The sequence below is a fragment of the Pseudomonas sp. COW5 genome, from assembly GCF_026240005.1.
Classification (GTDB): Bacteria; Pseudomonadota; Gammaproteobacteria; order Pseudomonadales; family Pseudomonadaceae; genus Aquipseudomonas; species Aquipseudomonas kribbensis.
On record NZ_JAPHVP010000001.1, the window covers coordinates 95095 to 119311 of the forward strand.

Genomic DNA, 24217 nt, shown 5'->3' on the forward strand with positions numbered 1-24217 from the left:
CTAGCCAAACAATGAATCCCTCTGCGCAGCGTTGTTTTATTGACCTGAGGGAAAGCGCTGACCGTGCCTTCCCCCCTCGACACGGACATTGGCCATGGCTCACTCACAGCAAACCGTCGCCCTCGCCCCTGCCAGCGAACCCCGCAAAACCAGCACCGGCGGCCTCAGCCCGCAGCGCGAGCGGCTGGTGAAACAACTCATCCTCGAGCGCCTGGGCGATAGCCTTGAAGTGACCGAACTGGCGAGCGCCTGCTCACTCTCTCGCAGTCACTTTTCCCGGGCATTCAAGTGCAGCACCGGGCTCTCGCCACAAGACTGGATTCGCACCCAGAGGATCGCCCGGGCCAAGCTGTTGATCCAGCACACCAACCACAGCCTGACGCAGATCAGCCTGGAATGCGGCTTCTGCGATCAGGCGCACTTCTGCCACATCTTCACCCGCAGCGAAGGGATCAATCCGTTTGCGTGGCGGTGTCAGGTCATGAAAAACCGCTGAGGCGGTTTCATTCCCGCGCCATCCGCTGAGCCAGTCGCGCTACTCGTTCACCCAGGTGCGCGGCGGTCAACTGGTCTTCCAGCGGAGGGGCTTGTTCGGGCGGTTGCTCGACCGAGGATTGGGACATGGCGCCAAGGGAGCTGCCGAGGCGATTCAATTGACCGTCGAACACACCTTCGCGTGCACGCGCCGGCAACAGATCGAGCCCGACCCAGATCATCGAATGCTGGGCCGCAAACACCGCCATTTGCAGCAGAGTGTTGAGTTTGTCGCCACATAGGCTGCCGGAGTTGGTGAAGCCCGCCGCGAGTTTGTTGCGCCACGGCCGGACAAGGTAGAACGAGGCCGTGGATTCCATGAACTGCTTGAACGCCGCCGAAGCGCTGCCCATGTAGGTCGGTGCGCCGAAGATGATGGCGTCGGCGCGGTGCAGGTCATCCCAGTGGTTTTCCACGTCTTCCACCGCCAGCAACAGGCAAGTGCTGCCCACGTGGCGCTCCACACCTTGGGCCACAGCCTGAGCCATGACGCGGGTGTGCCCGTAGCCACTGTGATAGACCACCACTACCTTGCTCATCGCAGCGTCCTCCGGACGTATGCATTCCATTGCCTTGGAGTTTTGGCTCTAGCGCGGGCGCGGACGAGTTAATCGTTGTTAATTTTTCCCGGCTGTCGGGTGAACCGACGCAGGTTTCAGCCTTTAAATACAGTGGTAATGGCATTGGATGCCGGCCGATGTCCAAACGGCAGGACTTCACGCCCGTTGCGCTAGCATCAATTCCTGAGGAATATGCTCGGATACCGCGGATTAGACAGCTTGCGTGACCCTCAAGTCTCTATCCGCCCTGCCCGTCACAGGTTCTTCACCACGACAGCGCAGGATTACAAAAACGTCGCAGGAGTGAGCGGTTGAGTCTTTCCCCGAATCAGGCCATCGGTTTCGGCCCCTATCGGATCCACCCCGGCCAGCGGCTGGTGCTTGAAGGCGACCAGCCTTTGCGCCTGGGCCGGCGCGCCATGGACATTCTGCTGATCCTGCTGGCCAACGCCGGCGAGGTCGTGAGCAAGCAGCAATTGATCGCCGGAGTCTGGCCGGACAGCGTGGTGGAAGACATCAATCTGCGGGTACACATGGCGGCGCTGCGCAAGGCCCTCGGCGACGGTCAGGCCGGGCAGCGTTACATCGTCACGGTCGCGCAACGCGGATACAGCTTCGTCGCACCGGTCCTGCTGCAATCCATCGAACAACGCCCCGCCACCACCACTATCGGCCGGCATAACCTGCCACTGCGTCGCACGCGGATGATCGGTCGTCAGTCGGTGGTCGACAGCCTGATGGCGCAACTGCCGCGCCAGCGCTGCATCACCCTGGTAGGCCCCGGCGGCATCGGCAAGACAACCGTAGCCCTGCGTGTCGCCGAACAATTGATCGGCCGCTATCGCGACGGCATCCGTCTGCTGGATCTGGCACCGCTCAATGATCCGGGCTCGATCTGTTCGCACCTCGCCGCCCTGCTGGACCTTTCACTGCACGACAATGAACCGATGGCCTGCCTGATCAACAGCTTGCGCGAGCGGCAGCTGCTGCTGGTGATCGATAACTGCGAGCACTTGATCGACGCCGTGGCGCTGCTCGGCGAAAGCATTCTGCGCGGCGCGCCGCAGGTGCACATCCTGGCCACCAGCCGCGAAAGCCTGCGCGCCGAGGGCGAGTACGTACAACGTCTGGAATCCCTCGACTGCCCGCCGCCGATTGCGGTGCTCGACCGTGATCAGGCGATGGGATTTTCCGCGCTGCAACTGTTCGTCGAACGGGCGATGGCCGCCCACGAGCACTTCGAACCGGACAATGCCGACCTGCCCTTGATCATCGAAATCTGCCGGCGGCTGGATGGCATCCCGCTGGCGCTGGAACTGGCGGCCGCGCAGGTGGCGAGCCTTGGACTGGACGGTTTGCTGAGTCAGCTTCAGGGGCGCTTGCCGACCGGCAATCAGACTCATCTCGGTCGGCATGAAACCCTGCGGGCCACGCTTGACTGGAGCTTCAATCTGCTCAACGGCTGCGAACAGACCGGCCTGCGCCGACTGGGTGTGTTTCGTGGTGCATTCACGCTGGAATCTGCGGCGGCGGTCATCGTTGGCCAGCATATCGAGCCGGGCGAAGTGTTCGCCTCGATCACGCAACTGGTCGCCAAATCGCTGCTTAACGTCGAGGTCGGTGATGAGGAGGTGTTCTATCGCCTGCTCGATACCACCCGCCGCTATGCCCTGGAAAAACTCGATCAGGCCACCGAACTTGGCGAAACCCGCGAGCGTCATGCCGAACGCTGCCTGGCGCTGATGCATCAGGCCCAGGCCGATTGGGAGAACACGCCGACCGCCGTCTGGATCGAGCGCTACGCCCGAGGCCTCGAAGACCTGCGGGCGGCGCTTGACTGGACGCTGAACGATGAAGGCTCACGTCATCTCGGCGTGCGACTGACGGCGACGTCGGCGCCGTTGTGGCAGGAATTGTCCCTGCTCAAGGAGTACGGCGTTCATGTGCGCCGGGCACTCGCGTTGCTGGAGTCATCGGGCGAGCCTTGCCCACGGCTGGAAATCGCCTTGAAACTGGCCCTCGGCAGCGCCTGCTATCACACCTGGGGCGGCACACCGGAAACCATCGAAGCGTTCGTCAGTGCCCGACTGCTGGCGCAACAGCACGACGACATGGCCGGCCAATTGCGCGCCGTGTCGGGACACATGGCGGTCAACCTCAGTTGCGGTCATTACCGGATGGCGCTGGAGCAAAGCGAACAATTCGAAAGCCTCGGCCTGCATGGCGATGCGCAGTTGTCCTTGAGTACCCATCGTTTGCGGGTGCTCGCGTTGCATTACGCCGGCGATCAGCATCAGGCGCGGATCCACGCCGAACAGGTTATCCAGCGCATGGCCCACAGCGGCCACCTCAACCGCTTCACCCACGGCTTCGGCGTGCAATACGACCAGAGCGTCGCCTCATTGACCGTCCTCGCCCGGGTGTTATGGCTGCAAGGTTTTCCCGAGCAGGCCTGGCGCACGGCGCGGCAGGCACTGGACATCGCGGTGCAGATCAACCATGGCACCTCGATCTGCTACACCCTGGCCCTCGCCTCCTGCCTGATCGCCCATTACAACGGCGATGTGCAGAACGCCCGCGCACTGCTGCAACTGTTGCTGGAACAGGCGCAGAAGCATTCGGTGCTGCTGTTCTACACGTGGGCGCGGCACTATGCGCAGGTGATCGATGCCGATAGAGCCCCCGCCATCCCGCCTGCCGATAGCGGTCTGGTCAGGGAAATCATGGTCACGCTGGATCCGGGTTTCGTTGATGATGCCTTGCTGGAGCGGGCACAGAACGGCGCGGCCGGCTGGAGCACGGCGGAGATTTTTCGGGCTCGGGCGGAGCGATTGCTGGCCGCTGAATCGCCCTGTCAGCACACGGCCGAAAGCGCCTTGCAGCAGTCCCTTGCGATTGCGCAGACACAAGGCGCCCTGGCCTGGGAACTGCGCAGTGCGACGTCGCTGGCCCGGTTGTGGCAACGCCAGTCGCGCTATCGTGAGGCGCTTGAATTGCTGACGCCGATCTACCAGCGCTTCACCGAAGGCTACGCCACCCCGGACTTGCGCAAGGTGCGTTTACTGCTCGACGAATTGCGCGCTCAGTCGGCCGCTTGAGGCTGGCCGGGTGCGGCCCAGGTAGCGCGCGTGCCGACGCTCGACATCATTCAGTTCGCCGCCCTGCTCCAGCCGTTCGCGGGCATAGCGGCGCGTGGTGTTGAGCATTCGATAACGCAGCGTTCCACTGGATCGATCTACCGTCAGCAACGACTTGGCCGCCAACTGTTCAACCACTGCCACCAGCATCGAAGGTGGCAGTTGCGCGCAACTGATCACGCCGATGGCGGCATCCAGGGTGAACGCCATTTTGAATACCGACAAACGTTGCAGCACGCGTTGTTCGTGCTCGCTCAAGCGCTGATAGCTCCAGTCCAGCGAGGCACACATCGACTGATGGCGTGGCACGGCGGTCCGGCGGCCGTGACTCAGGACTTGCAGACCGTGGTCCAGTTGCGCCTGCAACCCGACCAATGCCAGTGCATCGATCTGCGCCGCTGCCAGTTCGATCGCCAGCGGCAGGCCGTCGAGCCGTCGACAAATATCGCGCACGGTTTCCAGATCCTGCTCACGCAGACAGAAACCGTGCTGACGCGCACGGGCACGACTGACAAACAGCTGCACCGCCGAGTAACCCATGACCTCGTCGACGCTGTTGAGCGCCGAGGTTTTAGGAGAGATGAGAGGCGGCAGTGGCTGCTGGACTTCCAGACCGAGACGCAACGGCTCGCGGCTGGTGGCCAGGATCGAAAGACGGGGCGCAGCGTCGAGCAGTGTTTGCAGCAGGCTCCGGCAGGCTTCGTGCAAGTGCTCGCAGTTGTCCAGCACCAGCAAGGCGTGGCGCGCTGCCAGTGTGGCGAAATCGATGTCGAGGGTTTTCAGCAGGTGATCGAGCAGCGGGACGCCTTCATCGATCAGCGACAGGTCCACCTGCCACACGCCGTCACGAAAATGTTGCAGCAGCAGTTCGGCTGCGCGCAGTGCCACGGTGCTTTTGCCGACGCCGGCAGGCCCCGTCACCGTTATCAGTCGGGACAGCGGCAGTTGCCGCACCAGACCGCCGACCAGTGAATCACGACCCGTAACAGGGGTCAGCCGTGCCGGCAGATTATGCTGTGGCACTTGCAGGCTTTCGAACACCACTTGCGCGACGCTGTCACCCTGCACCGGCGCAACGAAGCTGTACCCGCATTGCGGCACGTTGACGATGTAGCGCTGCCCGCTCTCGCCATCGCCGAGGGACCGGCGCAACGCCGCGATGTGCACCCGCAGGTTGATCTCTTCGACCACCGAGTTCGGCCACACCAGCGCGATCAATTGCTCTTTGCTGACCACCCGTCCGGCGCGCTCGACCAGCACTTGCAGAATGTCCAGCGCACGACCGCCCATGCGCAGTTGCCGATCCCCTTCGAGGATCAGCCGTTGGCGCAAATGGAACGCGTACGGTCCGAAACGCAGGACCGACGCCGAGCTCAATTCGTCGAGGCTGTTCATGTCCGTTATCTTGGCAGGCCTCGATGACGGTACAACCACCACACGGGGCCCGGCACGGACATCCGGATGCCCGTAACGGACAAAACCGCTCTAGCTGAACTGTTCGCGGTACTGGGCCGGGGTCAGTCCGAGTTTTTCGCCGAACAGAAAACGCATATGCCGCACGCTGCCGAAACCGCTTTTGTAGGCTACGGTCTTCAACGGCAGATCGCTGGTTTCCAGCAGATTGCGCGCGCAATCGATACGTGCACTTTGCAGAAACTCCATGGGCGTCATGTTGACCTCGCGGGCGAATACCCGGGCGAAATGGCGAGCGCTCATGTTCGCAAGGCCTGCCATGCGTTCGATGGTGAAACTTTCTTCAAGGTGTTCCAGAACGTGATTCTGTACCCGGGTGATGGGGGTTTCCTGGGGCGAAACCGCCGCCATCAACGGACTGAATTGCGCCTGCCCGCCCTGACGTTTCATCACCACCAGCAGCACTTTGGCCACGTCTTGGGCGAGCTTTTTGCCATGATCGCGGGCTACCACCGCCAGCGCCAGATCGATACCGGCGGTGACGCCACCAGAGGTGATCAGGTTGCGGTCCTCGACAAAGATCTGGTCGGTGGCGACATCCGCCTTCGGAAAACCCTTGATCAAACGCTCTGTGTAATTCCAGTGGGTAGTGACGCGGTAGCCGTCGAGCAATCCAGCGTAACCCAGTACAAAAGCCCCCGTGCAAATCGAGCCGTAGCGCTCGGCACGGCCCACCGCGCCTTGCAGCCAGGCCAGCAGCGGCAGACATTTTTCGTTGTAGGCCCCGGGGCCACCCGGCACCAGCAGCAGGTCATAGCGATCGCCGGCTTCGTCTATATGCCGGTCGGTATGCACCAGCACACCGTTGGAGGCGCGAAGCGGCCCGCGTTCAGTCCCCAGGAGCGTCAGTTGATAGTGGTCTTCCGGCTTCAGGTATCGGTTGGCAACCGAAAACACTTCCAGCGGCCCGGCCATATCGAGCAGTAGAAACTCGGGGAACAACACCATTGCCACGGTTTTCATAAGCAGACATCACTGAAATCAATGAACAGTTATAAGTTGCCGCATTATGGCCAACTACAGCGCCAACGTTGAAAAAGAATGCGTGAACTGACGCACATTACTGTCAACCCTGAGGGGACAGTATTTCAATTTTCACCTACTTATTGCACACCCGAGTAACCAGTAACCTTCTCCTCACTCGGACGAATCAACGTCCTGAAAGGAGATTTCATCATGCTGACCCTTCGCAAAGCTTCCGACCGTGGTCTGGCCAATCATGGCTGGTTGAAGTCGTTCCACACCTTTTCTTTCGCCAGCTATCGCGACCCGCGTGAGCAGGGTTTCTCCGACCTGCTGGTGATCAACGATGACCGCGTCGCCGCCGGCAAAGGCTTCGGCCAGCACCCGCACCGCGACATGGAGATTTTCTCCTATGTGCTCGAAGGCGCGCTGGAACACAAGGACACCCTCGGTACGGGTTCGGTGATCCGCCCCGGCGATGTGCAACTGATGAGCGCCGGCAGTGGCGTGGCCCACAGCGAGTTCAACCACTCGGCGACCAAGCCTGTGCACTTCCTGCAGATCTGGATCGTGCCGGACGTGAGCGGCGCAAAACCGCGTTATCAACAGGAGCACTTCAGCGAACAGAAAAAACGCGGTCGCCTGCAATTGATCATCTCGCCCGAAGGCAGCCACGGCTCACTCAAAGTTCGCCAGGATGCACGGGTGTATGCCGGACTGTTCGATGGCCAGGAAAGCGCCACGCTCAAGCTGCCTGCAAACCGCTACGCCTATGTGCATGTTGCTCGCGGCAGTGTTGAACTGAACGGCGTGCAGTTGAAGGAAGGCGACGGTGTTCGGGTTCGTGAAGAACAGGCGCTGACCCTGAGCAATGGCCAGGATGCCGAAGTACTGGTGTTTGATCTGCGGCCACAGGAGTTGCCGGAAATGCCGTGAGGCAGTGGTTTCATCGCTCACAAAAAACGGCCTTCGATGAAGGCCGCTTTTCATTCTGCGGACAAGGTCGTAGAAACTGCCGGTGCGGGATTTCCAGCCTCCTTCACCGACTGGACCATTGCCAGGGTGGTCTGCATCGTCACAAGCACATTTGACTGATTCGCGTAGTAGGAGCCTACAAGAATGGCAACCATCCCCAGAAAATGAACGGTCGTCGCCGCCCAGTAGTTTGCCTTGATTGTCGAGACCATTCTCATTGACTCGTCTAACCGCTCCATAGCCCGGTCCGAGCGAGCCGCCATGGACGCATAACGTGCATCACGCTCAAGGTGAGCCTTTTCTTGCTCCAGACGGAGTTTCTCCTGTGACTTCTCGCGCTCCTGCCATGCTTTCCTGGATTCTTCTTCTCTTTCCAGTCGAGCTTTTTCCCTCTCCTGCCGAATCTCCTCCAGATGCCGCTCTCTGGCCAGACGCACTTCTTCCTGAGCCTCCTCTCGCTTCAGCCAATCTTCTTGCCGAACCTTCTCTTCCTTCAGCCACTCCTCTTGTCGAGCCTTCTCGTCCTTCCGCCAATCCTCTTGCCAAGACTTTTTTCGCTCCAGCCGCACATTTTCCTGAATGCACTCGTGCTCGAGCCGTGCCCTGTCTCGCTCGGCCTGCTCGATGAGAAACCCATCGATTTTCGCGGACATCGATTCGATCCGCGCATCGATTCTGGTCTCGATGATTTCGATTCTGGCGCTGAATTCGTCTCGCGTTATGTAGTTCATAGATTCCGCACTGTCCGTTTGCCCGACCATGCCACCTGTTTGAAATTGGCTGAATTCCCTTGCAATCAACTCCACACCTCTGACGTTTATCAATACTTCCCTGATTGATGACCCTGGAGTGCTTTGCCTGCTCGCCCAAGGTTTGAGAAACGATAGAACTCGGGCAAAAAACTGACAAGACAGCGGATTCTGGCGCGGATGTAGGCAATGTCGCCGGGTTACGTAGCCGTCCTACACAGTCTGAATGAGCTATTCATTTTCCAGCGCAAACGCCTCGACAATCTGCTCGATCACCGCCCTCACCCGCGCCGTATGGCGCAAATCCGCATGGGTCACCAGCCACACCTCATAGGGAAGCAGTCGCGTACGCCCCGGCCAGAGCCTGACCAGGCCATCGCGTTCTCCCATGTATATCGGAATTTCTCCTACACCGAGACCGGCCGCAATCGAGCGTCGTATCAACAGGCTGGAGTTCAGGCTTGCGACAATACGCCCGCGATTCACAGGCTCGCCTGCCAGGGTGATCTCCTTGTTGCCTTGCAGGTACGGTTGGTACACCACCAGATCGTGGCCCTCGAACGCGGTGCCTGGCGTTGGCACGCCATGGACATCCACATAGGCCCGGGATGCGAACAACCCCACTGGCCAGCGCGCCAGGCGCCGGGCGATCAGGTCAGGGTTTTCCGGTCGGGCGTTGCGTACGGCAATGTCAGCCTCGCGCTTGGCCAGGTTGAGCATCTGCGTGGAAGCGTCCAGTTGCACGCGCACATCAGGGTGATGCTCATGCAAACGCGCGATGGCCGGGATCAGGAAGTCGATGGCCAGCGAATCGGTGGTGCTGACCCGCACGTTTCCGGTCAGGCGATCATCCAGGCCCTGGATCTGCCGCTCCAGCTCCAGCGCCGAATGCTCCATTTTCTCGACTGCCTTGAGGGCGGCTTCGCCCATTGCAGTCAGTGCATACCCCTCGGAAGTCCGCAGAAACAACGTGGCATTCAGCGACTTTTCCAGTGCCGCAATACGCCGCCCGACCGTGGCCTGGTCTACCCTCAATACTCGCGCAGCACCGCGTAATGTCGACTCTCGGCAGACCGCCAGAAACACCCGTGCATCATCCCAGTTCATGCTGTCCTCTCACGATGCAAAATCGCATCACCAGCAAGAAAAATCGCTGCATTTATGCAGCCACGATAGCCGATATGCTGGACGTCATGAACCTTTCACGGGGCCAAACGCCCCAAAGCACGACAGGAACCGACATGACCTTGCCCACCGAAATGACCCGAATCGAAATAACCGAACCTGGTGCTCCCGACGTCCTGCAACCACGTCGTGTCCCGCTGCCGGTCGTCACGCAGGGCGAGTTGCTGATCCGCGTGCACGCTGCCGGCATCAACCGGCCGGACGCCTTGCAGCGCGCGGGCAAATACCCGATGAGACCCGGCATGAACCCGATTCCCGGCCTGGAAGTGGCTGGAGAAGTGGTGGCGCTGGGTGCTGGTGTCAGCACTTTTGCCGTGGGCGACAGGGTTTGCGCGCTGACCAATGGTGGTGGTTATGCCGAATACTGCACCGTTCCGGCGGGCCAGACTCTGCCGATCCCCGACGGAATGGATTGGGTCAAGGCCGCGGCGATCCCCGAAACCTTTTTCACGGTATGGGCCAATCTGTTCGGTCTCGGTGGTGCCAGCCGTGGCCAACGTGTGTTGATTCACGGTGGCACCAGTGGCATCGGAACTACCGCACTGATGCTGTGCCGCGAGTTCGGCATCGAAGCCTTCGCCACCGCCGGCAGTGCCGACAAATGTGAGGCTATCCGTGCATTGGGCGGTGAGCCGATCAACTATCGCGAGCAGGACTTCGCTGCCGTGATCGCCGAGAAAACCAACGGCCAGGGCGTCAATGTGATCCTCGACATCATGGGCGGCTCGTATCTGAATGCCAACCTCAGTGCCCTGGCAATGGATGGCCGCGTGGTGATGTTGGGTTTCCTCGGCGGTGCCCGTGCCAACGATGTCGACCTGCTGACCATTCTCGGCAAACGGGCCGTGGTCACCGGTTCCTTGTTGCGCGCACGCACATCTGCGGAAAAGGCTGCCATCGCCGATCAATTACGCGAGCATGTCTGGCCGGTATTGGCCGCCGGGCGTTGCCTGCCGATCATCGACAAGGTTTACCCGCTCACCGACGCGGCCCGGGCCCACGCACACATGGAGGCGGGCGATCACATCGGTAAAATCGTGCTGGACGTGGCATGAGTCACAGCATCGTTTTGTAAAGATTGCTGGCGGGCGACGGTCGAAATTGTCACGCGGGGATCAAGGCATCTGGTAAAAAGCCTTCTTTGTCCGTGCTGTGGTGAAACCGCCCATGTTCCTTGCCTTCATGACCCGACTCCGACGCCGTCGACTGGCGTTCGCTTGCATGGCCGCCCTGATCATCGGCCTGCCGACGAGTTGCGCCGTACTGGAGCACACCGAACGCAAACTGCTGTTTCGCATCGAACCGGGCACAGCCGGCTGGTATCACGGCTTGCCCGGCAGCGTTCAGGAACTGGATCTGAAGCCCAAAAGCTTCAAGGCCGGGCAGAACATTCATGCCTGGTGGTGGCCGGCGGAACGGGCCAATGCCCCCGCCATCCTTTACCTGCATGGCGTACGCTGGAATCTGACCGGGCAACTGTTCCGCATCGAACAGCTGCGCGCGGCGGGTTATTCGGTACTGGCCATCGATTACCGTGGTTTTGGCCAGAGTCATGGTGACTTGCCGTCAGAAAGCACTGTTTATGAGGATGCACGGGTAGCCTGGGAACGCTTCCAGCAACTTCAACCCGACCCCGGCAAACGCCTGATCTATGGTCATTCCCTCGGTGGTGCCGTCGCCATCGACCTCGCCGCCGAACTGGGCCGGGACGCCGCCAGAAACCATACGCCGCTGCCGGTCCGGGGTCTGGTCATCGAGTCCACCTTCACGTCACTGGCCGACGTCGCTGCGGCGGTGGCCAATACGTCCCTGCCCGTTCGCTGGTTGTTGTCGCAGAAATTCGACTCCATCGACAAGATTGCCGACATCCATATGCCGTTGCTGGTGGTGCACGGTCTGGCCGATGCGTTTGTGCCATCACGCTTCAGCGAACAACTGTTCGCGGCCGCCAGCCAACCCAAGCGATTGCTGTTGGTGCCCGGTGGGACGCACAACAACAGCATGGCATTGGGCGGACAAAACTATCGCAAGGCGATAGATGCCTTGATGCAAACCAAACCTGCCGCACGCGTCGCAGGCGCAACGTTATTGCAAGGCGCGCGCGACTCTTGAAGACAGAGACCATTGGTCATCCCGACGTAAATAATTGCCACACTGACTGGCATTCCTTCGATCCAAGGCTTTGCTGGATGGAGTCAATCCATGACGCAGCCTCGGCACACCCGGCCGCGCTGCGTTTCACTGCCTGTTCGGGAGCTCCACCATGAAAATCAACCCGTACCTGATCTTCAACGGCGACTGCCGTGCCGCCTTCACGTTTTACGAACAATGCCTTCAAGGCAAGCTCGAGGCGATGATGACGTTCGGCGAAACGCCTGCCGCCGAGCACGTGCCGAAAGAGCACCACAACCTGATCATTCATACCTGCCTGAAGGTGGGTGACCAGATGATCATGGCTTCAGACACTACGCCCGACCGCCCGACCCAAGGCATGAGCGGTTGCTCTGTTTCCCTGAACGTCGACACCGTCGCCGAGGCTGAAAGAGTATTCAACGCCCTGGCCAAGGACGGACGAGTCGACATGCCACTGGAGGCCACGTTCTGGGCCGCGCGTTTCGGCATGCTGGTGGATCGTTTTGGCGTGTCGTGGATGGTCAATTGCGAAAGCGACAAGTGAAGCAGCCATTGCACCAGACATGAAAAAGCCCGACCTCTTCAGGTCGGGCTTTTTGTTTATCGCTGAGCCAGTTCATGTCTCACGCACTGTTCGTAATAGGTCTGCTTGACGGCTGCGGGCTTGAGACGCGAGGTACTGTTGTAGGTTTGCTCCGTGATGCCCATCGCGGTCATGCGCATCCACGGCTGCTGAAACTTGCGCACCTGCAAGCGCTTGCGGGCGCCATAAAGGGAAATCCCCGACAGCTTCGATTGCTGCGCGCCGGCCGCGATGTCAGAACCCCAGGTACAAGCAAAACGATGGCTCTTGCTCAGTTCCCTCGCTTGAGCACCCAGTGCGAAGAGAGCCAGGGAAAGCGTTGCAACGGTGATGACAGTCGTCCGCATAGGGCCAGCCTAACCTTTTGAAAAAAGGCGATTTTGACTATGAATTCACGTGACGAGGGCCAGCAATTTGCCGCCTTTCGTCAGATTTGGCCTAAAGCTTCAAGACGGTGCAATCCCTTTGCAGCATTTGTGAGCTACCTTGTCATCGCGGATTCGACAAAGGTGAACCCGCCGCCAGCTGCAGTATCGAATAATAATATTTCTGAACAGCCACCGTGGAGACAGCAGGATGCCGTCACAAGTTAAAAAAACCTGGAACACCTTGACCGTCCCTGAAATTGTCGTCGCTCAATCGAATGCCCCCGATGCTCAGCCCTTGGTTGCGCCAGTCCATGCGCAAAGACATGAGATGGTTTTGAAAGGTCGCCTGGCAAGGCAAAGACGTTTCGAAGTCGAGGCACTGTTCAATCGGCTCAAGGAAACAGAGCGCAGAGTCAAACTTCTTGAGAAAACCCTTCAAGAAATCAGGCCCCATTTCTTTGACGATCATCCTGTATCGAAAAGGATCGAGTCCGTCCTGGACTGAGCAACTGTTGCGCGCTCCCGGAGAAGGCTCTCCCTCTCCTGTCGACTCAGTCTGACGACGGAAGACCGAAGCCTCCCTGGTGCACTAATGCCGGGCATTACGCTGCCAAGGGCTGCGATAATCGCTGCTCCTCACTCATTCAAAAATCGCATGGTTCAGGTACAATCGCTGTTTGCCTGACAAAAGATTGAGCGCACAGTGAACCCCACGCATCAGAAAACTAAAGACCGCATCGTATTTTTAGATTACATGCGGATATTTGCGTTTATCAGCGTACTTGTCGGTCACAAACTTTACGACAAGCTTGAGTTCATATCCCAGAACCAAAGCCTGCACATCACCCTCAGATACTTCGCCGAGGCACTCTTACCGCTTTGCTATGGTGGCGCGGCAGGTGTAATTGTTTTTTTCCTGACATCGGGATACATCATTACCCATGTCTTGCAGAACGAAACAACCAGCGAGTTTATGGTAAAGCGGATATTCAGAATTTATCCCCTGTATATCTTCGCGGTCATTGTGGAAACATTGCTTGCCAGAATCGTTGATGGCGTCGCACTACCTGGAATCGGCACTCTGATACCCAGATTGTTACTGATGGGTGATTTCTTCGGCACACCACTTGCCCTGACAGGCGTTGAATGGACGCTCAGGGTCGAGGTTTGCTTCTATTTCTACATGGCACTGCTGCGACATTTCGCAATTCTGGAGAAGCCCAAAACGGCTGTGGCGGCTTTCTTTACGACTGCCATGGTCATGTTTCTTGCCCCCCCATTCCCTGTGACCACCGAGTTCTCCCATGGGTATCTGAGTACCTACGGCGTGTTCCTTCTTGTTGGTGCTTGCTTCTACTTGTATGAAATGAACAAAGACATACGAAACCTGTGTGTCTTTGCTAGCTTATCCATGCTCGTACTGTTCTTCTTCATGATTTCCAAAAATCATCCTGCCTGGATGAACAGCAACTATGGCATTTTTGCTCTCGTGATCTTTGGCGTCGGCTGGGTGCTGAGAGACCGCATGCAGTACGGCCCGATCATCGGCATTGCATCCAATCTCACTTATGCCATTTACTTGTTCCATAAGTGGATGTGGGACTACATACAAATAGTCGTCGCAAAGATTGGAATCGTAGCCGTACCCCAAAGCCTGCAAATATTCACGATACTTGTGATCATGTGCTATCTGCTACATATCAGCGTCGAGAAATACGGGCTTGAGCTCGGAAAGAAAACACTGAAACTTGTTCGCTCCAGAAAGACTTCTGTGGAAAAAGCCCTGGCGGATTCGACGAATTAATCCGTAAGACCAAGCCAGACTTACTGACTGGGCCAGCCACATGAAAGCGGGGGCCCAATCGAGCTGGTTCATGAGCTCAGCAGGGCAAAGTATTGATTCGAGCGCTTCCCTGCTGGGCGCTACTTCGTTATGACCATGCCTTTGCAGAGGCTTTCCAGCAAGTTTTCCCCACCGGGAGAGTTGAAAAACTCGACCGAACTCTTCACCTCCGATGCGTACATTGGCTTATCCGCAACCTCTCGAATGTGATTGGTCATGGGCTCAGTCAAATTGTCTTTTTCTTGTTCCAGAAACCTTTCCAGGGAAATGCCGGCATCCGGGTGTTTTTTTGCGCATGCCTGCGTGGTTGCAACAGCCAGGACAGCGGTCTGATGCTCTTGGAGAGCACCGCTGGTGGCATGAGCTGCAAGGGAGTACACCGAGGCAATGATCGCGATGGCAATGCCGTTGCAGGCTTTTTGTAGAAACATTTCCAACTCCAGGTTTCGAGTATTTGGCGTGCAAGCCAAGACCGAACACTATCGGCCGAACTCGATGAATCCTTGAGTGAACGCTAACAATCGACACTGGGCAGCAAATCAAAAATCACATCGGCCCGGGATAGCGTTGAGAACACTCGACGCGACAACATCCCAAGACCCCAGACTGCCGGGGTGTTTTGCGCAGGCACAAAAAAGCCGATCTAGCTGATCGGCTTAAGTGTCTGATTTCAATCAGAAATTATGGTCGGGACGGAGTGATTCGAACACTCGACCCCTAGCACCCCATGCTAGTGCGCTACCGGACTGCGCTACGCCCCGACTAGGCGTGAAACTCGCTCCTCATCTCAAGGAGCGCTCAAGAATATATCGCAAGCTTTTGAAAACTGGAAGTATTTAAAAGCAGGAAATTATTTCTTGAGTACCACCAGAACATCTTCGAGCTCGGCGATCATCTGGCGGATCATTTGCTTGTATTGGGTTGTATCGTCTTTGGCCTCATCACCGGACAGGCGCAGACGCGCGCCACCGATGGTGAACCCCTGATCGTAAAGGAGCGCGCGGATCTGCCGGATCATCAGCACGTCCTGGCGCTGATAATACCGGCGGTTTCCGCGGCGTTTGACGGGGTTGAGCTGAGGAAACTCCTGCTCCCAGTAGCGCAGCACGTGCGGTTTTACCGCACACAGCTCGCTGACTTCACCAATGGTGAAGTAGCGTTTGCCCGGGATGACGGGTAGTTCGTCGTTATGACTTGGTTCCAGCATAAGCCTCAACTCGGGCCTTCAACTTCTGCCCTGGACGAAAGGTGACCACACGGCGAGCCGTGATCGGGATTTCTTCCCCCGTTTTCGGGTTGCGGCCAGGCCGCTGGCGTTTGTCCCGAAGGTCGAAATTGCCGAAACCCGACAATTTGACCTGCTCGTTGTCTTCAAGAGCGTGCCTGATTTCCTCGAAAAACAGTTCGACCAATTCCTTGGCTTCCCGCTTGTTCAGGCCCAGCTCTTCATACAGACGTTCCGCCATCTCAGCTTTCGTCAAAGCCCCCATACGTCACTTCCTTAACGTGGCGTTCAACCTTTGTTCGAGCGAGGTGAGGATATTTTGCGTCGTCGAATTCACCTCATCGTCATTAAGAGTGCGCGATGGATGCTGCCAGGTCAAGCCGACTGCAAGGCTTTTTCTATCAGGATCAATACCTTTACCCTGATACACGTCAAATAGCCTGAGGTCTGTCAGCCATTCGCCTGCATTTTCACGGATTACGTCCAGTACAGCCGAGGCTGCAACGTCTTTGTGCGCAATCAGTGCCAGGTCACGACGCACTTCAGGAAAGCGCGACAACTCGTGGAATTTAGGCATTTTGCCCAACGCTACTTCAGCCAGAACCAGCTCGAAAACGAAGACCGGACGGTCGAGACCCAAGGATTTCGACAATTCAGGGTGAATCGCACCGATAAAGCCGACTTCACGCCCTTCCCGCTCGATGCGTGCGGTTTGCCCCGGATGCAGCGCAGGATGCTTGCCCGGTGCGAAGGTGAACTGATCCAGTGCGCCGGCGAACCCCAGCACTGCCTCAACGTCAGCCTTGACGTCAAAGAAGTCGACGGTATCGCGACCTTGCGCCCAGCCTTCCGGCAGGCGGCCACCGCAGACAACACCGGCCAGCATCGGCTCTTGCTTCAGGCCTTCCAGCTGACCGACGAAGCGCAGACCGCTCTCGAACAGACGGACGCGATCCTGCTGACGATTCAGGTTGTGCTGCAGCGCCTTGACCAGACCTGGCCACAGCGACGAACGCATGGCGGCCATATCATTGGAGATCGGGTTCGCCAGCAGCAGCGGCTCGACACCTGGATTGAACAGTTCGAATTGCTTTGGATCGATGAAGCTATAGGTGATCGCTTCCTGATAACCACGAGCGACCAACAGACGACGCAGCTCCGGCAGATCGCTCCGCGCTTCAGCCTTGGCTTGCGGCGCCAGACGAGCTTGCGGGTAACGAACCGGCAGACGGTTGTAACCGTACAGACGCGCCAACTCTTCGATCAGATCGACTTCCAGGCTGATATCGAAGCGATGGCTTGGCACTTCTACGCGCCACTGCCCTGCTCCCTCGGCGGAAACTTTCAGGCCCAAAGCGTTGAGCAGACGCTCGACTTCGGCCGAATCCATCTCCATGCCCAGCATCTGGGTGATGCGCTGAGCGCGCAGAGTGATCGGCGCGATCGACGGCAAGTGCTGCTCGCTGACGGTCTCGATGATCGGGCCGGCTTCGCCACCGGTGATTTCCAGCAGCAGACCAGTGGCGCGCTCCATGGCTTCACGGGCCAGTTGCCAGTCCACGCCACGCTCATAGCGGTGCGAAGCATCAGTGTGCAGACCATAGGAACGAGCCTTGCCCGCCACAGCGATCTGGTCGAAGAATGCACTTTCAAGGAACACGTCGCGAGTGGTCGCGGATACACCACTGTGCTCGCCACCCATCACGCCGGCAATGGCCAGAGCGCGAGTGTGGTCGGCGATCACCAGCGTATCGCTACGCAGGCTGACTTCCTGGCCGTCGAGCAGAACGAGCTTCTCGCCCTCTTCCGCCATGCGCACACGAATGCCGCCATTGATTTCAGCGAGGTCGAAAGCGTGCAGCGGTTGGCCCAGCTCAAGCATCACGTAGTTGGTGATATCGACAGCGGCGTCAATGCTGCGCACTTCGGCACGACGCAGGCGCTCGACCATCCACAGCGGCGTAGGCTTGGACAGGTCAACGTTGCGGATGACACGACCCAGATAACGCGGGCACGCAGCAGGCGCCAGCACTTCAACCGAGCGCACTTCGTCGTGCACCGCAGGAACAGTCATCACCACCGGACGAGTGACCGGAGCGTCGTACAACGCACCCACTTCACGAGCCAGACCGGCCAGGGACAGGCAGTCGCCGCGGTTCGGGGTCAGGTCGACCTCGATGCTGGCGTCTTCCAGATCCAGATAAACACGGAAATCTTCGCCCACCGGCGCATCGGCAGGCAGCTCCATCAGACCGTCATTGCCTTCACCGACCTGCAGCTCGGATTGCGAGCACAGCATGCCGTTGGACTCGACGCCACGCAGCTTGGCTTTCTTGATCTTGAAGTCGCCCGGCAGCTCGGCACCGATCATGGCGAACGGAATCTTCAGGCCCGGACGCACATTTGGCGCACCGCACACGACCTGGAAGGTTTCTGCACCATTGCTCACCTGGCACACACGCAACTTGTCGGCGTCAGGGTGTTGCTCGGTACTCAGAACCTCGCCCACCACTACACCACTGAATGCACCGGCAGCCGGCGTTACGCTATCGACCTCAAGACCGGCCATCGACAGACGAGCAACCAGCTCGTCGCGATTTACCTGCGGGCTGACCCAGCCACGCAGCCATTGTTCACTGAATTTCATCCTGCTCTCCTAAGAATTCGTTACGACTAGCGAAATTGCGCGAGGAACCGCAAGTCGTTGTCGAAGAACAGACGCAAGTCGTTCACGCCGTAACGCAGCATGGCCAGACGCTCGACGCCCATGCCGAAGGCAAAGCCCGAGAACTCTTCCGGATCGATGCCGGACATGCGCAGCACATTCGGGTGAACCATGCCGCAGCCCATCACTTCCAGCCACCCCGTCTGCTTGCAGACACGGCAGCCTTTACCGCTGCACATCACGCATTCCATGTCGACTTCAGCGGATGGCTCGGTGAACGGGAAGTAGGAAGGACGGAAACGTACCGCCAGTTCTTTTTCGAAGAACACCCGCAGGAACTCTTCGATAGTCCCTTTCAGGTCGGCGAAGTTGATGTCGCGATCGACCAGCAGGCCTTCGACCTGATGGAACATCGGCGAGTGAGTGATATCGGAGTCGCTGCGATACACACGGCCTGGACAGACGATGCGGATCGGCGGCTGCTGCGATTCCATGGTGCGGACCTGTACCGGCGAGGTATGGGTGCGCAACAGCATGTTCGCATTGAAATAGAAGGTGTCGTGCATCGACCGGGCCGGGTGATGGCCTGGGATGTTGAGCGCCTCGAAGTTGTGATAATCGTCTTCGACCTCAGGGCCTTCGGCAATGCCGTAGCCGATGCGGGTGAAGAACTGCTCGATACGTTCCAGAGTCCGGGTTACCGGATGCAGACCACCGGAGGTCTGGCCACGGCCCGGCAGGGTTACGTCAATGGATTCGGCGGACAGTTTGGCAGCCAGTTCGGCCTCTTCAAACAGAGCCATGCGCGCATTGAGAACGCCTGTGACACGTTCCTTGGCAACGTTGATCAGGGCGCCAACTTGTGGACGCTCCTCTGCCGGCAAATTCCCCAGGGTCTTCATCACCTGAGTCAATTCACCCTTTTTGCCAAGGTATTGAACCCGGATTTGCTCCAGGGCATTGATATCTTCAGCGCTTTGCACAGCCTCTAGTGCTTGAGAGACCAGCGCATCCAGGTTTTCCATGTACAGACTCCAGATACAAAATAGGGGAAGAGCTTGAAGGCTCTTCCCCTATTTATGACGTTTACCACCTGACCCCACAGAGGTGAGGCCGGGTGACTGTCGGGGGTACTTAAGCCAAGGTGGCTTTAGCTTTCTCGACAATCGCGGCAAACACCGCTTTTTCGTTCACTGCCAGATCAGCCAGAACCTTACGGTCGATCTCGATGGACGCTTTTTTCAGGCCAGCGATGAAACGGCTGTAGGACAGACCGTTAACACGAGCACCGGCGTTGATACGAGCGATCCACAGAGCGCGGAACTGACGTTTTTTCTGACGACGGTCACGGTAGGCGTATTGGCCTGCCTTGATTACCGCTTGCTTGGCAACACGGAATACGCGCGAGCGAGCGCCGTAGTAGCCTTTAGCAAGTTTCAGAATTTTTTTGTGACGTTTACGGGCAATGACGCCACGCTTTACACGAGCCATGAGTTACTTCCTCTATTCTTGATCCAAAAATTAACGAAGGCGCAGCATGCGCTCGACTTTTGCCACGTCAGACGGATGCAGCAAGCTGCTACCGCGCAGTTGACGCTTACGCTTGGTCGACATTTTGGTCAGGATGTGGCTCTTGAAAGCGTGCTTGTGCTTGATACCGTTAGCAGTTTTCAGAAACCGCTTAGCAGCACCACTTTTGGTTTTCATCTTTGGCATGTTCGGATACTCCGCATTCAGTTGATAAACATAATCAGAAGGCCTGCCGTGCCCTGTTGATTACTTCTTCTTTTTCGGGGCGATGACCATGATCAGCTGGCGTCCTTCCATCTTAGGATGCTGTTCGACCGAACCGTACTCAAGCAGGTCTTGTTCAACCCGCTTGAGGAGTTCCATCCCCAGCTCCTGGTGGGCCATCTCACGGCCGCGGAATCGCAAGGATACCTTGGCCCTGTCCCCGTCACTCAGGAAACGTACCAGGTTGCGCAGTTTTACCTGGTAATCCCCTTCCTCCGTCCCTGGACGAAACTTGATTTCTTTTACCTGAATCTGCTTCTGGTTCTTCTTCGCCGCAGCAATCTGCTTCTTCTTTTCGAAGATCGATTTGCCGTAGTCCATCACACGGCAAACCGGTGGGACTGCGTCTGCAGAGATTTCTACCAGATCAAGCTTTGCTTCTTCAGCGATACGAAGCGCTTCATCAATCGAGACGATGCCAATCTGCTCGCCGTCAGCGCCAATTAACCGAACCTCGCGTGCCGAGATATTCTCGTTGATCGGGGCTTTCGGTGCAGTTCGTTTATCTTGTCTCATTTCACGCTTAATAATAATTACTCCGAATCTGGGCGACCACGCCGGGAAACCGCTTGCGCGAGAAACTCAGCGAACTGGGCGACGGGCATCGAGCCCAGGTCAGCACCTTCACGAGTACGCACAGCGACAGTCTGCATCTCGACTTCCTTATCCCCAATAACCAAGAGATATGGAACCTTGAGCAAAGTATGCTCGCGGATTTTAAAGCCGATCTTTTCATTTCTCAAGTCAGACTTGGCACGAAACCCGCTTTCGTTGAGAGTTTTTTCGACCTGAGCAACAAAATCTGCCTGTTTATCAGTGATATTCATGATCACTGCCTGGGTTGGCGCCAGCCACGCAGGGAATGCACCTTCGTAGTGCTCGATCAGAATCCCGACGAAACGCTCGAACGAACCGAGAATCGCACGGTGCAACATGACCGGATGCTTGCGGCTGTTGTCTTCGGAGACGTATTCGGCACCGAGACGCACTGGCAGGTTGAAATCGAGCTGCAAAGTACCACATTGCCACACGCGACCGAGGCAATCTTTCAGCGAGAATTCAATCTTCGGACCATAGAAAGCGCCCTCACCCGGCTGCAGGTCGTACGGAAGGTCCGCGCTATCAAGGGCCGCGGCCAAGGCCGCTTCGGCGCGATCCCACAGCTCGTCGGAACCAACGCGTTTTTCCGGACGAGTGGACAGTTTCATTTCGACGTCGGTGAAACCGAAGTCGCGGTAAACATCCATGGTCAGCTTGATGAACGCAGCGGATTCGGCCTGCATCTGCTCTTCGGTGCAGAAAATGTGGGCGTCGTCCTGAGTGAATGCACGCACGCGCATGATGCCGTGCAGCGCACCCGACGGCTCGTTACGGTGGCAGGCACCGAACTCGGCCAGACGCATCGGCAACTCGCGGTAGCTCTTCAGGCCCTGATTGAACACTTGCACGTGGCAAGGGCAGTTCATCGGCTTGATCGCGTAGTCGCGGCTTTCCGACTCGGTGGTGAACATGTTGTCGGCGTAGTTGGCCCAGTGCCCGGACTTTTCCCACAGGCTACGATCAACGACTTGCGGCGTCTTGATCTCGAGATAGCCGTTGTCACGCTGCACCTTGCGCATGTACTGCTCGAGTACCTGGTACAGAGTCCAGCCATTCGGGTGCCAGAACACCATGCCCGGCGCTTCTTCCTGGGTGTGGAACAGGCCCAGACGCTTGCCGATCTTGCGGTGATCGCGCTTTTCAGCTTCTTCGATTCGCTGGATGTACGCTGCCAGCTGCTTCTTGTCAGCCCATGCGGTGCCGTAAACGCGCTGCAATTGCTCGTTCTTGGCATCACCGCGCCAGTAGGCGCCGGACAGCTTGGTCAACTTGAAGGATTTCAGGAAGCGAGTGTTCGGCACGTGCGGACCGCGGCACATGTCGACATATTCTTCGTGATAGTACAGGCCCATGGCCTGCTCGTTCGGCATGTCCTCGACCAGGCGCAGCTTGTAGTCTTCGCCACGGGCCTTGAACACTTCGATCACTTCGGCGCGCGGAGTGACTTTCTTGATGACGTCGTATTCGGTATCGATCAGCTGCTGCATGCGCTGTTCGATGGCGGCCATATCTTCCGGAGTGAAAGGACGCTCGAAGGCGATGTCGTAATAGAAGCCTTCGTCAATGACCGGACCGATGACCATTTTGGCCGTCGGGTACAACTGCTTGACCGCGTGGCCAACCAGGTGGGCGCAAGAGTGGCGAATGATCTCCAGCCCCTCTTCATCCTTTGGCGTGATGATTTGCAGCGTTGCGTCGCTGTCGATGATGTCGCTGGCGTCGACCAGCTTGCCGTTCACCTTGCCGGCCAGGGTGGCCTTGGCCAGGCCTGCACCGATGGATGCGGCGACCTCGGCTACGGAAACCGGGTGATCGAATGAACGTTGACTGCCGTCGGGAAGAGTAATAGTTGGCATGGCGCCTCCTCTCCTAGTGGTGACCCCTACCAAAGGTCACGTGGGTTGGGATGAGCCAGTACAAGATCCGATCCAGGCCATTCAATGACGAACGCCTGCCTTACAGCGGCAGGAGCCTTGCGGCCAACCGGAAAACCGAACCAGAGTGACTGGGATTCAAATCAGAGTATTCGCACGTCGCCGCTGCCGGGACTGTAGGTCATCCGGAGCCTGCGAACGCCCGAGTCGGCCATGCTAGCACAGATGAACGGTCACACACGCACTCTGGTTTTACCGGCAGGCAAATCGTCTGTTTTGTGCCAGAGTGATGAACTTGATCGGCCACTCAGCCATCAGATAACAAGACATCGACCCACAAGGAGCATCCTCGCATGCGTCTGAACACCCTATTCGCCGCAGTCGTCCCTTTAGTTCTGCTGTTGCCGCTGAGCGCGCAGGCTGCCTGGCCGAAAGGCGTCAAAGAGCAATACATGAACGACTGCACAAAAGCGGCCAGCCAAAGCGTCAACCCGACGGTAGCCAAACAACACTGCACCTGTGGCGCTGATGTCCTGGAGAAGAAATTCACCACACAGGAAATCTCTCAGCTGATGGACAAGAACACCCCGCCGAGCGGTGAGCTGGGTCAGCGCGCGCTGAAGGAAATCTCGGTTTGCCGAGTGCAGAAATAGACCCTGTCGAGAGGATTTACGGGCATTCAGCGAGCAAAAAACGGCCAGAATGCCCCTGAATCCGATATTTTATGCAGGTTTTATAGCTTTTTTTACACCCCGTCGAATTGGCTGAAAGCCTCTGAAACCGGGGGTTACAGACATTCAAACTGTCGAAGCGTCTGCAATATGAAAGCAAACAGCACGTCCGGGGGGCTACCAAAGCGAACATTTCGACTATGATACCCCGGTGTGCCCAGTTGGCCTGAGCAGCACAGTACTACTGAAAATATATGTTTCTTGGAGATACACCATGTCTAATCGCCAAACCGGCACCGTTAAATGGTTCAACGATGAAAAAGGCTTCGGCTTCATCACTCCTCAAGGTGGCGGTGACGACCTGTTCGTACACTTCAAAGCTATCGAATCCGACGGTTTCAAAAGCCTGAAAGAAGGCCAGACCGTTTCCTTCGTGGCTGAGAAAGGCCAAAAGGGTATGCAAGCTGCACAAGTTCGCCCAGAGTAATTTCCCGGCGCACTAAAAAAACCCCGTCCATGTGACGGGGTTTTTTATGCGCGTGACAAAAGTCTGTACAACTCAGCCACAGCTGGCCCGGGTAACCACCAGATTGTTGTCGGTATTGAGGTTCAGCCGATCAGACCGGTACTCAAGGGTGATCATGTCGTCAGGCTTGAGGAACCGGGCATTCTGCGCGCCGGCCTTTTTGCGCGCCTGCTCCAGCAATTCCGGCGAAGCCTTTTTACCGACGGTGAACTCAGCAGCGGTTGCCTCGCAACGACTGTGACCGGTTTCGGTTGCCACGGGATCCTTCTGCGACTCGCTGGACGTGCTAGTGCAGCCAGCCAGCATGGCAACTGCCATCAGAGTACCCAGTGACGCGAGCTTCCAAGGCATGAAGCCTC

The 24217-nt window shown here is 57.9% G+C and carries 26 protein-coding genes and 1 tRNA gene; 10 read left to right on the forward strand and 17 right to left on the reverse strand.

Annotation, left to right across the window (positions count from 1 at the left end):
• Positions 1–94 precede the first annotated feature (94 nt).
• Positions 95–496 (forward strand): AraC family transcriptional regulator, encoded by a 402-nt coding sequence (locus OQ248_RS00420; protein WP_085712050.1) that lies wholly within the window; start codon positions 95–97, stop codon positions 494–496.
• Between the two features lie 7 nt (positions 497–503).
• Here the strand turns inward: OQ248_RS00420 and OQ248_RS00425 are convergent, their stop codons facing one another.
• Positions 504–1073 carry a flavodoxin family protein gene (locus OQ248_RS00425; RefSeq protein WP_265811753.1) on the reverse strand — a complete coding sequence of 190 codons (570 nt, stop codon included), beginning with the start codon at positions 1071–1073 and terminating at the stop codon, positions 504–506.
• 332 nt (positions 1074–1405) lie between these two features.
• Here OQ248_RS00425 and OQ248_RS00430 point away from each other — a divergent pair, with 332 nt between their 5' ends.
• A complete protein-coding gene (locus OQ248_RS00430; RefSeq protein ID WP_265811754.1) occupies positions 1406–4192 on the forward strand; it encodes a winged helix-turn-helix domain-containing protein in 2787 nt (928 codons plus the stop codon).
• Here OQ248_RS00430 and OQ248_RS00435 read toward each other — a convergent pair.
• Positions 4154–5626, reverse strand: coding sequence for a winged helix-turn-helix domain-containing protein (locus OQ248_RS00435; RefSeq protein WP_265811755.1), 1473 nt, complete (start codon positions 5624–5626; stop codon positions 4154–4156). The two genes, OQ248_RS00430 and OQ248_RS00435, sit on opposite strands and share 39 nt — an antisense overlap.
• A 90-nt stretch (positions 5627–5716) precedes the next feature.
• Positions 5717–6667 carry a GlxA family transcriptional regulator gene (locus OQ248_RS00440; protein ID WP_265811756.1) on the reverse strand — a complete coding sequence of 317 codons (951 nt, stop codon included), beginning with the start codon at positions 6665–6667 and terminating at the stop codon, positions 5717–5719.
• A gap of 213 nt (positions 6668–6880) precedes the next feature.
• On the opposite strand from OQ248_RS00440, the gene OQ248_RS00445 reads away from it, so the two are divergent.
• Positions 6881–7603, forward strand: a complete 723-nt coding sequence (locus tag OQ248_RS00445; protein ID WP_179695674.1) for a pirin family protein — start codon at positions 6881–6883, stop codon at positions 7601–7603.
• Positions 7604–7653: 50 nt separating this feature from the next.
• Here OQ248_RS00445 and OQ248_RS00450 read toward each other — a convergent pair whose 3' ends face one another.
• Together OQ248_RS00450 and OQ248_RS00455 are read right to left on the reverse strand one after the other, a co-directional pair.
• Entirely contained in the window at positions 7654–8448 is a 795-nt protein-coding gene (locus OQ248_RS00450; protein ID WP_265811757.1) for a hypothetical protein, read from the reverse strand.
• 174 nt (positions 8449–8622) lie between these two features.
• A complete protein-coding gene (locus tag OQ248_RS00455; RefSeq protein WP_265811758.1) occupies positions 8623–9498 on the reverse strand; it encodes a LysR family transcriptional regulator in 876 nt (291 codons plus the stop codon).
• A gap of 134 nt (positions 9499–9632) precedes the next feature.
• Here OQ248_RS00455 and OQ248_RS00460 point away from each other — a divergent pair, with 134 nt between their 5' ends.
• The 3 genes from OQ248_RS00460 (at position 9633) to OQ248_RS00470 (ending at position 12253) form a co-directional block, all read left to right on the forward strand.
• On the forward strand, positions 9633–10631 hold the full coding sequence (locus tag OQ248_RS00460; RefSeq protein WP_265811759.1) for an NAD(P)H-quinone oxidoreductase: 999 nt from the start codon (positions 9633–9635) through the stop codon (positions 10629–10631).
• A 112-nt stretch (positions 10632–10743) separates the two neighbouring features.
• Positions 10744–11688 carry an alpha/beta fold hydrolase gene (locus OQ248_RS00465; protein WP_085712041.1) on the forward strand — a complete coding sequence of 315 codons (945 nt, stop codon included), beginning with the start codon at positions 10744–10746 and terminating at the stop codon, positions 11686–11688.
• A gap of 151 nt (positions 11689–11839) precedes the next feature.
• The gene (locus OQ248_RS00470) at positions 11840–12253 is read left to right on the forward strand and encodes a VOC family protein (RefSeq protein WP_119427427.1); all 414 of its coding nucleotides are present in this window, start codon (positions 11840–11842) and stop codon (positions 12251–12253) included.
• Positions 12254–12309: 56 nt separating this feature from the next.
• Here the strand turns inward: OQ248_RS00470 and OQ248_RS00475 are convergent, their stop codons facing one another.
• A complete protein-coding gene (locus tag OQ248_RS00475; RefSeq protein ID WP_265811760.1) occupies positions 12310–12639 on the reverse strand; it encodes a hypothetical protein in 330 nt (109 codons plus the stop codon).
• 229 nt (positions 12640–12868) lie between these two features.
• On the opposite strand from OQ248_RS00475, the gene OQ248_RS00480 reads away from it, so the two are divergent.
• A complete protein-coding gene (locus OQ248_RS00480; RefSeq protein ID WP_147406991.1) occupies positions 12869–13165 on the forward strand; it encodes a hypothetical protein in 297 nt (98 codons plus the stop codon).
• A 198-nt stretch (positions 13166–13363) separates the two neighbouring features.
• On the forward strand, positions 13364–14464 hold the full coding sequence (locus OQ248_RS00485; protein WP_265811761.1) for an acyltransferase: 1101 nt from the start codon (positions 13364–13366) through the stop codon (positions 14462–14464).
• 119 nt (positions 14465–14583) lie between these two features.
• Here the strand turns inward: OQ248_RS00485 and OQ248_RS00490 are convergent, their stop codons facing one another.
• From OQ248_RS00490 to thrS, 10 genes are all read right to left on the reverse strand, one after another.
• On the reverse strand, positions 14584–14934 hold the full coding sequence (locus OQ248_RS00490) for a hypothetical protein (protein ID WP_265811762.1): 351 nt from the start codon (positions 14932–14934) through the stop codon (positions 14584–14586).
• Between the two features lie 253 nt (positions 14935–15187).
• Positions 15188–15264 (reverse strand) — tRNA-Pro (locus OQ248_RS00495).
• Positions 15265–15353: 89 nt separating this feature from the next.
• Entirely contained in the window at positions 15354–15710 is a 357-nt protein-coding gene (locus tag OQ248_RS00500; RefSeq protein WP_003179985.1) for a MerR family transcriptional regulator, read from the reverse strand.
• Positions 15691–15993: an integration host factor subunit alpha gene (gene ihfA, locus OQ248_RS00505; protein ID WP_002553164.1), complete on the reverse strand. Its 303-nt coding sequence runs from the start codon at positions 15991–15993 to the stop codon at positions 15691–15693. The genes OQ248_RS00500 and ihfA overlap by 20 nt, the downstream gene beginning before the upstream one ends.
• Positions 15994–15996: 3 nt before the next feature.
• Positions 15997–18375 carry a phenylalanine--tRNA ligase subunit beta gene (gene pheT / locus OQ248_RS00510; RefSeq protein WP_119427432.1) on the reverse strand — a complete coding sequence of 793 codons (2379 nt, stop codon included), beginning with the start codon at positions 18373–18375 and terminating at the stop codon, positions 15997–15999.
• 26 nt (positions 18376–18401) lie between these two features.
• Positions 18402–19418 carry a phenylalanine--tRNA ligase subunit alpha gene (gene pheS, locus OQ248_RS00515; RefSeq protein WP_085712031.1) on the reverse strand — a complete coding sequence of 339 codons (1017 nt, stop codon included), beginning with the start codon at positions 19416–19418 and terminating at the stop codon, positions 18402–18404.
• Between the two features lie 109 nt (positions 19419–19527).
• A complete protein-coding gene (rplT, locus tag OQ248_RS00520) occupies positions 19528–19884 on the reverse strand; it encodes a 50S ribosomal protein L20 (RefSeq protein WP_007913489.1) in 357 nt (118 codons plus the stop codon).
• Between the two features lie 30 nt (positions 19885–19914).
• Positions 19915–20109: a 50S ribosomal protein L35 gene (rpmI, locus tag OQ248_RS00525; RefSeq protein WP_002553160.1), complete on the reverse strand. Its 195-nt coding sequence runs from the start codon at positions 20107–20109 to the stop codon at positions 19915–19917.
• 60 nt (positions 20110–20169) lie between these two features.
• Positions 20170–20721: a translation initiation factor IF-3 gene (infC, locus tag OQ248_RS00530; protein WP_170929631.1), complete on the reverse strand. Its 552-nt coding sequence runs from the start codon at positions 20719–20721 to the stop codon at positions 20170–20172.
• Positions 20721–22643, reverse strand: coding sequence for a threonine--tRNA ligase (gene thrS / locus OQ248_RS00535; RefSeq protein ID WP_265811763.1), 1923 nt, complete (start codon positions 22641–22643; stop codon positions 20721–20723). Before thrS ends, infC begins: the two co-directional genes overlap by 1 nt.
• A gap of 371 nt (positions 22644–23014) precedes the next feature.
• Between thrS and OQ248_RS00540 the strand changes: the two genes are divergently transcribed.
• Positions 23015–23314 (forward strand): hypothetical protein, encoded by a 300-nt coding sequence (locus tag OQ248_RS00540; RefSeq protein ID WP_085712030.1) that lies wholly within the window; start codon positions 23015–23017, stop codon positions 23312–23314.
• A gap of 292 nt (positions 23315–23606) precedes the next feature.
• Positions 23607–23819: a cold-shock protein gene (locus OQ248_RS00545; RefSeq protein WP_003179963.1), complete on the forward strand. Its 213-nt coding sequence runs from the start codon at positions 23607–23609 to the stop codon at positions 23817–23819.
• A 72-nt stretch (positions 23820–23891) separates the two neighbouring features.
• Here OQ248_RS00545 and OQ248_RS00550 read toward each other — a convergent pair whose 3' ends face one another.
• Positions 23892–24209, reverse strand: coding sequence for an I78 family peptidase inhibitor (locus tag OQ248_RS00550; RefSeq protein WP_265811764.1), 318 nt, complete (start codon positions 24207–24209; stop codon positions 23892–23894).
• Positions 24210–24217: the final 8 nt, after the last annotated feature.

Bases quoted from the DNA above. Each gene is read 5' to 3' on its own strand.
- pheS (WP_085712031.1), bottom strand. From the start codon at position 19,418: ATGGAAAACCTGGATGCGCTGGTCTCTCAAGCACTAGAGGCTGTGCAA.
- pheT (WP_119427432.1), bottom strand. From the start codon at position 18,375: ATGAAATTCAGTGAACAATGGCTGCGTGGCTGGGTCAGCCCGCAGGTA.
- thrS (WP_265811763.1), bottom strand. From the start codon at position 22,643: ATGCCAACTATTACTCTTCCCGACGGCAGTCAACGTTCATTCGATCAC.
- OQ248_RS00490 (WP_265811762.1), bottom strand. From the start codon at position 14,934: ATGTTTCTACAAAAAGCCTGCAACGGCATTGCCATCGCGATCATTGCC.
- OQ248_RS00445 (WP_179695674.1), top strand. From the start codon at position 6,881: ATGCTGACCCTTCGCAAAGCTTCCGACCGTGGTCTGGCCAATCATGGC.
- OQ248_RS00470 (WP_119427427.1), top strand. From the start codon at position 11,840: ATGAAAATCAACCCGTACCTGATCTTCAACGGCGACTGCCGTGCCGCC.
- OQ248_RS00465 (WP_085712041.1), top strand. From the start codon at position 10,744: ATGTTCCTTGCCTTCATGACCCGACTCCGACGCCGTCGACTGGCGTTC.
- OQ248_RS00460 (WP_265811759.1), top strand. From the start codon at position 9,633: ATGACCTTGCCCACCGAAATGACCCGAATCGAAATAACCGAACCTGGT.
- OQ248_RS00500 (WP_003179985.1), bottom strand. From the start codon at position 15,710: ATGCTGGAACCAAGTCATAACGACGAACTACCCGTCATCCCGGGCAAA.
- OQ248_RS00545 (WP_003179963.1), top strand. From the start codon at position 23,607: ATGTCTAATCGCCAAACCGGCACCGTTAAATGGTTCAACGATGAAAAA.
- OQ248_RS00435 (WP_265811755.1), bottom strand. From the start codon at position 5,626: ATGAACAGCCTCGACGAATTGAGCTCGGCGTCGGTCCTGCGTTTCGGA.
- OQ248_RS00540 (WP_085712030.1), top strand. From the start codon at position 23,015: ATGCGTCTGAACACCCTATTCGCCGCAGTCGTCCCTTTAGTTCTGCTG.
- OQ248_RS00455 (WP_265811758.1), bottom strand. From the start codon at position 9,498: ATGAACTGGGATGATGCACGGGTGTTTCTGGCGGTCTGCCGAGAGTCG.
- ihfA (WP_002553164.1), bottom strand. From the start codon at position 15,993: ATGGGGGCTTTGACGAAAGCTGAGATGGCGGAACGTCTGTATGAAGAG.
- rplT (WP_007913489.1), bottom strand. From the start codon at position 19,884: ATGGCTCGTGTAAAGCGTGGCGTCATTGCCCGTAAACGTCACAAAAAA.
- OQ248_RS00440 (WP_265811756.1), bottom strand. From the start codon at position 6,667: ATGAAAACCGTGGCAATGGTGTTGTTCCCCGAGTTTCTACTGCTCGAT.
- OQ248_RS00420 (WP_085712050.1), top strand. From the start codon at position 95: ATGGCTCACTCACAGCAAACCGTCGCCCTCGCCCCTGCCAGCGAACCC.
- OQ248_RS00480 (WP_147406991.1), top strand. From the start codon at position 12,869: ATGCCGTCACAAGTTAAAAAAACCTGGAACACCTTGACCGTCCCTGAA.
- rpmI (WP_002553160.1), bottom strand. From the start codon at position 20,109: ATGCCAAAGATGAAAACCAAAAGTGGTGCTGCTAAGCGGTTTCTGAAA.
- OQ248_RS00425 (WP_265811753.1), bottom strand. From the start codon at position 1,073: ATGAGCAAGGTAGTGGTGGTCTATCACAGTGGCTACGGGCACACCCGC.
- OQ248_RS00475 (WP_265811760.1), bottom strand. From the start codon at position 12,639: ATGCGGACGACTGTCATCACCGTTGCAACGCTTTCCCTGGCTCTCTTC.
- OQ248_RS00550 (WP_265811764.1), bottom strand. From the start codon at position 24,209: ATGCCTTGGAAGCTCGCGTCACTGGGTACTCTGATGGCAGTTGCCATG.